General features: G+C 73.6%; 5 protein-coding genes. 1 reads left to right on the forward strand and 4 read right to left on the reverse strand.

Going from position 1 to position 6,519, the window contains the following annotated elements; translation table 11 throughout:
* Positions 1–25: 25 nt before the first annotated feature.
* From ACFYST_RS26320 to ACFYST_RS26335, 4 genes are all read right to left on the reverse strand, one after another.
* Positions 26–1,093, reverse strand: a complete 1,068-nt coding sequence (locus ACFYST_RS26320) for a CHAD domain-containing protein (protein WP_387638808.1) — start codon at positions 1,091–1,093, stop codon at positions 26–28.
* A 92-nt stretch (positions 1,094–1,185) separates the two neighbouring features.
* Positions 1,186–3,612 (reverse strand): RNA degradosome polyphosphate kinase, encoded by a 2,427-nt coding sequence (locus ACFYST_RS26325; protein WP_387865888.1) that lies wholly within the window; start codon positions 3,610–3,612, stop codon positions 1,186–1,188.
* Between the two features lie 297 nt (positions 3,613–3,909).
* Complete coding sequence (gene mshD / locus ACFYST_RS26330) at positions 3,910–4,830, reverse strand: mycothiol synthase (protein ID WP_387865890.1); 921 nt, start codon at positions 4,828–4,830, stop codon at positions 3,910–3,912.
* 30 nt (positions 4,831–4,860) lie between these two features.
* Positions 4,861–5,505 (reverse strand): TetR/AcrR family transcriptional regulator, encoded by a 645-nt coding sequence (locus ACFYST_RS26335; protein ID WP_387865893.1) that lies wholly within the window; start codon positions 5,503–5,505, stop codon positions 4,861–4,863.
* Positions 5,506–5,593: 88 nt separating this feature from the next.
* On the opposite strand from ACFYST_RS26335, the gene ACFYST_RS26340 reads away from it, so the two are divergent.
* Positions 5,594–6,367 carry an SDR family NAD(P)-dependent oxidoreductase gene (locus ACFYST_RS26340; protein ID WP_387865896.1) on the forward strand — a complete coding sequence of 258 codons (774 nt, stop codon included), beginning with the start codon at positions 5,594–5,596 and terminating at the stop codon, positions 6,365–6,367.
* Positions 6,368–6,519: the final 152 nt, after the last annotated feature.

Here is a 6,519-nt window from a genome sequence, read left to right on the forward strand (position 1 = left end):
TCCATCCAGGTCGGGGATCCAGGGTTCAATCCGACGCCACCGCTGCCGGGCCGGCCAGCCCGGGCGCCACCGCCGGCCACTGGCGCCCGAAAGCGTACCGGGCGGCCTCCACGTCCAGCCGCTGATCGGCGTGCACCACACCCAGCACGTATGCCGTCGCCGGGGTGATCCGCGGCGTGCGGGCGGCCGCGGCGACCGTGGCCGCCGCGTCCGAGGCGTCCTGGTGGTGGCCCAGCACCCGGTCCAGCTCCAGCAGTTCGCCGTCCGGCGCGCTGCACACCTCCAGCGCGTACCGGGCCCGCTTCACCAGGATCCGGGCCCGCAGCCACGGCGCGTCGTCCGCCGCCAGCGCCACGTCCGCGGTGTCTCCGGCGCCGCGCGGTACCGGCACCGTGTCCGCCGGGGCCGCGCCGAGCCGGTGCAGGCCCGCACCGGCGTACGCCTGCGCGGAACGCTGCCAGGGCAGCCGCTCGGCCGCCGCCACCAGCGCCGCCAGCGCCGCCGCCGTCCGCGGCAGCAGCGCCACCGCCGGCTCGGCGGCGGCCTCCGGCGCCAGCGGCAGCTCGCCGGCCAGCAGCGTCATCCGGTCGGCCAGCGCGTGCAGCCGGGCCGAGCGCAGCTCCTGCAGCAGCGCGGTGTGCGAACGGGTCCGGGCCAGCGTCAGCTGGCGTTCCAGCAGCGCCCGGGCTTTCGGCGCGCCCGGGTGGCCGGCCAGCATGCCGGCCCCGTCGGGGGCGGTGTCGGCCAGCGAGTCGACGGCGCCGAGCAGCCGGTCGGAGCGGCGCCGGTAGCCGGGTTCCTGGGTGAGCAGGTCGATCAGCCAGCGCAGCTCGGTCCGTGACTCCTGCGCCCACACCGGGTCGAAGGCTGGCCCGAAGGTGTGCAGTGCCCCGCCGATCCGGCGCACCGCGCGCAGCAGGTCGTCCGCGGCCTGTGCCGACGCCGGGAGCGCACCCGGTCTGGAGCCCGCCTCGCCGACCGCCTGCGGCAGGGCGCGCAGGAACACGCCCGCCTGTGCGGTCAGGTAGCCGGCAAGGACCTCCCCGGCGGTCGCGGCGCGCGCCACCGGGGCCGTCGTCGGCGCATCGGTCATGGCTGTGGCTCTCCCCGATTCCGTCCCCGGGCCTGCCCCGGGGCTGCATGCCGCCCGCGCCGGGAGGGCTCCCGGCGCGGGCGGGGTGCCGCTCAGCGTGCGGCGGCGGAGCCGCGGTTGCGGCGGCGTGAGTCGATCAGCAGGTCCTGGACGTGCCGCAGTGGGCGGCCCTCGGCGTCCTGCGCGTGGCGGATCCAGCTGCCGTCCTGGCCGAGGTGCCAGGAGTCGGTCTCGTCGGAGACGCCGAGGTCCAGCAGCCCGTTCAGTTCGGCCCGGTGGGCCGGGTCGGTGACCCGGACCAGTGCCTCGATCCGGCGGTCGAGGTTGCGGTGCATCATGTCGGCGCTGCCGATCCACACCTCGGGGTCGCCGCCGTTGCCGAACACGAACACCCGGGAGTGCTCCAGGAACCGGCCGAGGATGGACCGCACCCGGACGTTCTCGCTCAGCCCGGGCACGCCCGGCCGGATCGCGCAGATGCCGCGCACCCACACGTCCACCGGCACCCCGGCCTGCGAGGCCCGGTACAGGGCGTCGATGACCACCTCGTCGACGATCGAGTTGACCTTCATCTTGACGGAGGCGGGCCGGCCGGCCCGGTGGTGCGCGATCTCGCCGTTGATCCGGGCGACCAGGCCGTCGCGGAGCCCGCGCGGCGCGGTCAGCAGCCGCCGGTACGACTCGCGGCGCGAGTAGCCGGACAGCCGGTTGAACAGGTCGGAGAGGTCCGCGCCGACCTGCGGGTCGGAGGTCAGCAGCCCGAGGTCCTCGTACAGCCGGGCGGTCTTCGGGTGGTAGTTGCCGGTGCCGACGTGCGAGTACCGGCGGAGCGTCTCGCCCTCCTGGCGGACCACCAGCGACAGCTTGCAGTGCGTCTTCAGCCCGATCAGGCCGTACACCACGTGGCAGCCGGCCTCTTCCAGCTTGCGGGCCCACTTGATGTTGGCCTGCTCGTCGAAGCGCGCCTTGATCTCCACCAGGACCAGCACCTGCTTGCCGGACTCCGCGGCGTCTATCAGCGCGTCCACGATCGGCGAGTCGCCGGAGGTGCGGTACAGCGTCTGCTTGATCGCCAGCACGTGCGGGTCGGCGGCGGCCTGCTCCAGGAACGCCTGCACGGAGGTGGAGAACGAGTCGTACGGGTGGTGCAGCAGCACGTCGCGCTCGCGCATCGCGGCGAAGATGTCCGGCTGCGAGGCCGACTCGACGTCGATCAGGCCGCGCGCGGTGCCCGCCACGAACTTCGGGTACCGCAGCTCCGGGCGGTCCAGGTCGGCGATGCCGAACAGGCCGGTCAGGTCGAGCGGGCCGGGCAGCGGGAAGACCTCCGCCTCGGTGATGTTCAGCTCCCGCACCAGCAGGTCCAGGATGTACGGGTCGATGGACTCCTCGACCTCCAGGCGCACCGGCGGCCCGAAGCGGCGGCGCATCAGCTCCTTCTCCAGCGCCTTCAGGATGTTCTCGGTGTCGTCCTCCTCCACCTCCAGGTCCTCGTTGCGGGTGACCCGGAACGCGTGGTGGGCGAGCACCTCCATCCCCGGGAACAGCTCCTCCAGGTGCGCGCCCATCACGTCCTCGAGCGGCACGTACCGCTGCGGCGAGGCCTCCAGGAAGCGCGACAGCAGCTGCGGCACCTTCACCCGCGCGAAGTGCTTGTGGCCCGACACCGGGTTGCGCACCACCACCGCCAGGTTCAGCGACAGCCCCGATATGTACGGGAACGGGTGCGCCGGGTCCACCGCCAGCGGCGTCAGGACCGGGAAGATCTGCTGCCGGAACAGCGTGTGCAGGCGGGACTGCTCGGTCTCCGCCAGGTCCGGCCAGCGCACCAGCTCGATGCCCTCGGCCGCGAGGTCCGGCAGCACCTCCTGCTGGAACGTCGCCGCGTGGCGGGCCATCAGTTCGCGGGAGCGGCGCCAGATCTGGTCCAGCACCTCGCGCGGCTGCAGCCCCGACGCCGACCGCTGGGCGACCCCGGTGGCGATCCGGCGCTTCAGGCCGGCCACCCGCACCATGAAGAACTCGTCCAGGTTGGACGCGAAGATCGCCAGGAACTTGGTCCGCTCCAGCAGCGGGATGTTCGGGTCCTCGGCGAGCTCCAGCACCCGCTCGTTGAACGCCAGCCAGCTGCGCTCACGGTCCAGGAACCGGCCCTGCGGCAGCTCCGCCTCCTCGGCGCCGCGCCCGTCCGCGCTGCTCGCGACGGCTGTGCTGCCCGTGCTGCCCACGCCGCCCGCGCTGGCCACGCCGCCCGCGCTGGCGGCCAGGAAGGCCGCCGGCAGTGCGGTGGTCGCCCGGAGCGGCTCGGCCGGCGCCGGCGGCTCGGCCTTGGCGCGCGCCGCGGCCCGGGGCTTCGACGGCTTCGCCGGACCACCGGCCGGGTCCTTGGCCGCGGACCTGCCGCCGGACCTGGGCCCGGCCTTCGCGGGCCCGGCTTTCACGCCGGACCGGGCGGTCGGCTTCTGCTCGGTGCTGGACTCGGCCGCTGCCGAATCGGAGACGGGGCGCGGGATGCTCATCTGTTCCAGCTCCTCCTGCAGGACGCGGTCCCGGCGGGACGAAGGACACGCCTCCGCTCGCTGCTCGTCCTCGTCGACCCAGGGCCACCCACCCGGCGCAGCCGGAACCGGCCCGGCCGGACGGCGGGTGGAGCGGTGACGCGGACGGGGCAATACGGACGACATTCTGTGATCTTCGCGGCGCCAATTGAATCCACGGTAAACACCGCATGGCCGGGAGGAAAGCTGAGTCCGTCACCCCTGTGGCAGTTACCGGACGGCTCCGTCCGCCCGGCACCCGCACCGCGCCCGACCGGCTCAGCGGCCTGCGGACGGCTCCCAGCGGTACATCAGGTCCACCTCGTGGACGGCGAAGCCCAGCCGCTCGTACACCCGGACGGCCGCAGCGTTGTCCGCGTCCACGTACAGCATCACGGTCGGCACCCCGCGCTCCAGGATCAGGTGCCGCAGGCCGGCCGCGGTCAGCGCCTTGCCCAGGCCGCCGCCCTGCTCCGCCGGGTCCACGCCCACCACGTACACCTCGCCCAGGCCGTCCGGCTGGATCTTCGTCCAGTGGTAGCCGACCAGCCGGCCGTCGCGCTCCGCCAGGAAGAAGCCCTTCGGGTCGAACCACGGCTCAGCCATCCGCTCGGCCAGGTCCTGCTCCGTCCACGAGCCCTGCTCGGGGTGATGGGCGAACGCCAGCGCGTTCAGCGCCAGCCAGGCCTGCTCGTCGCGGCCCGGCTCGAACGTCCGCAGCTCGACGCCGGCCGGCAGCGGCACCGGCTCCGGGGCCTCGGCGGTGCGCCGCATCTGCCGCAACTCCCGCACCAGCACCGCCCCGTGGGCCTCGGCCAGGTGCCGGGCCGCAGGCAGGCCGCCGTGCGCCCAGAAGTTCAGCTCGCCGTCCGCCCCGTCCAGCACCGCGCCCACCAGCGATCCGCCCAGGCCCCGGCCGCGGTCGGCCGGGGCCACCGTCAGCTCGACCGTCCCCGGACGCTCGCCCTCGATCTGGGCGTACCCCGTGACCCGGTCGTCCGCCAGCTGCACCAGGTGCCGCACGCCCGGGCGGGGGCTGTCGGGGCGAATGCGCAGCCGGCCCGCTTCCGAGACCGCCTCCCGGCCGTCCGTCCGGGCCGCATCCGCCAGCAACTCCCGTACCGCCTCGGCCTGTTCCGCCGTCAGCACCTCGACGCGTTCGACCCGGCCGCCGCCTGACGTGTTCTCAGCAGTCTGCATACTGCCGAGCGTACGTCCTCCGGCCCGTTTTCAGGAGGCGATACGGCCTGCGCCCACAACGGGCCAGGCCGCCATGGCCAGTTCGGCCGTCGCCGTCAGCTCCGCCGGGTCCGCGCCGTCCCGGGAGCGCTGCGACATCCCCTGCAGCACCGCGCCGAAGTACCGCGCCAGCGCGGCCGGTTCCGCGCCGGGCGGGAGCTCGCCGAGCCGTTGCGCGGAGGACAGCCGCTCCTCGAACGCCGCCAGGTTCGCGGCCCGCAGCTCCCGGAGGAACACCGCCACCTCGTCGTCCTGGGCGGCCACGTTGGTGGCCGCGCTGATCACCAGGCAGCCCGCCGGGTGCTCCGGATCCGAGTAGACCCGCGCCGCCTCCCGCAGGATCCGGGCGAACGCCGCCCGGACGGTCGGCTCCTCGGCGAACGCCAGCCCCACGAACTCCCCCGCCGGGGACTGCTGGTACGCCCGCACCACCTCGCGGAACAGCGCCTCCTTGTCGCCGAACGCCGCATACAGGCTGCCCGGCTTGATCCCCATCGCCCCGGTCAACTCCCCCACCGAGGTGGCCTGGTAGCCCCGCTCCCAGAACAGCCTGGTCGCCGCCGCCAGCACCGCCGCCCGGTCGAAGGCCGGCGGGCGGCCGCGTCTCGCACCTGCACTCGTCGTCATGCCATCCATTTTAGAGCGATCACTCAAAAAGTACGCCGGGCCGTGCTACGGTCTTTCTTGAACGGTCACTCAACAAATGAGGGATGGGTCAACCACCATGTCTGCTCGCGCACTTGACGGCAAGATCGCCCTGGTCACCGGCGCCTCCCGCGGCATCGGCCGCGGCATCGCCGAACGCCTCGCCCAGGACGGAGCCACCGTCGCCATCGGCTACGCCCGCGACCACGACGCCGCCACCACCGTCCTGGAGAAGATCCGCGCCAACGGCGGCCGGGCCTTCCTGGTCCACGCACCCCTCGGCAGCCACGGCGACGCCGCCCGCCTCTGGGAGGCCTTCGACCGGGCCGGCCGCGAGTACACCCCCGACGGCGGGCTCGACATCCTGGTCAACAACGCCGGTATAGGCCGCAGTTCCGCGCTCCCCGAGCTCACCGAGGACGAGTTCGACGAGGTCTTCGCGGTCAACGTCCGCGCCCCGTTCTTCATCACCCAGCAGGCCCTGCCCCGGCTCCGCGACGGCGGCCGCATCATCAACATCTCCAGCGGCGTCGCCCGTATCGCCATGCCCGAGATCATCGCCTACAACGCCACCAAGGGCGCCCTCGATAACTTCACCCTCAACCTCGCCGCCCAGCTCGGCCCCCGCGGCATCACCGCCAACTCGGTCCGGCCCGGCATCATCGACACCGACGTCAATGCCTCCTGGCTCCGCGACAACCCCGCTGCCCAGGCCCACGCGTCTTCCCTCTCCGCGCTCGGCCGCATCGGCCAGCCCGACGACATCGCCGACATCGTCGCCTTCCTGGCCACCCCCGACTCCCGCTGGATCACCGGCCAGACCATCGACGCGACCGGCGGCTCGCGCCTCTGAGGCGTGCCGGCCCGGGCCGGTGGGGCGGTCCGGCCCGGGCCGCGTCGGGAATTCTCTGGAAATGCGAAAAAGCCCCCCGCCAAAAGGCGGGGGGCTTTCCCTGAATGATTGTTCGGCGGCGTCCTACTCTCCCACAGGGTCCCCCCTGCAGT

Source organism: Kitasatospora sp. NPDC004614 (genome assembly GCF_042873675.1).
In the GTDB taxonomy this organism is placed as follows: domain Bacteria; phylum Actinomycetota; class Actinomycetes; order Streptomycetales; family Streptomycetaceae; genus Kitasatospora.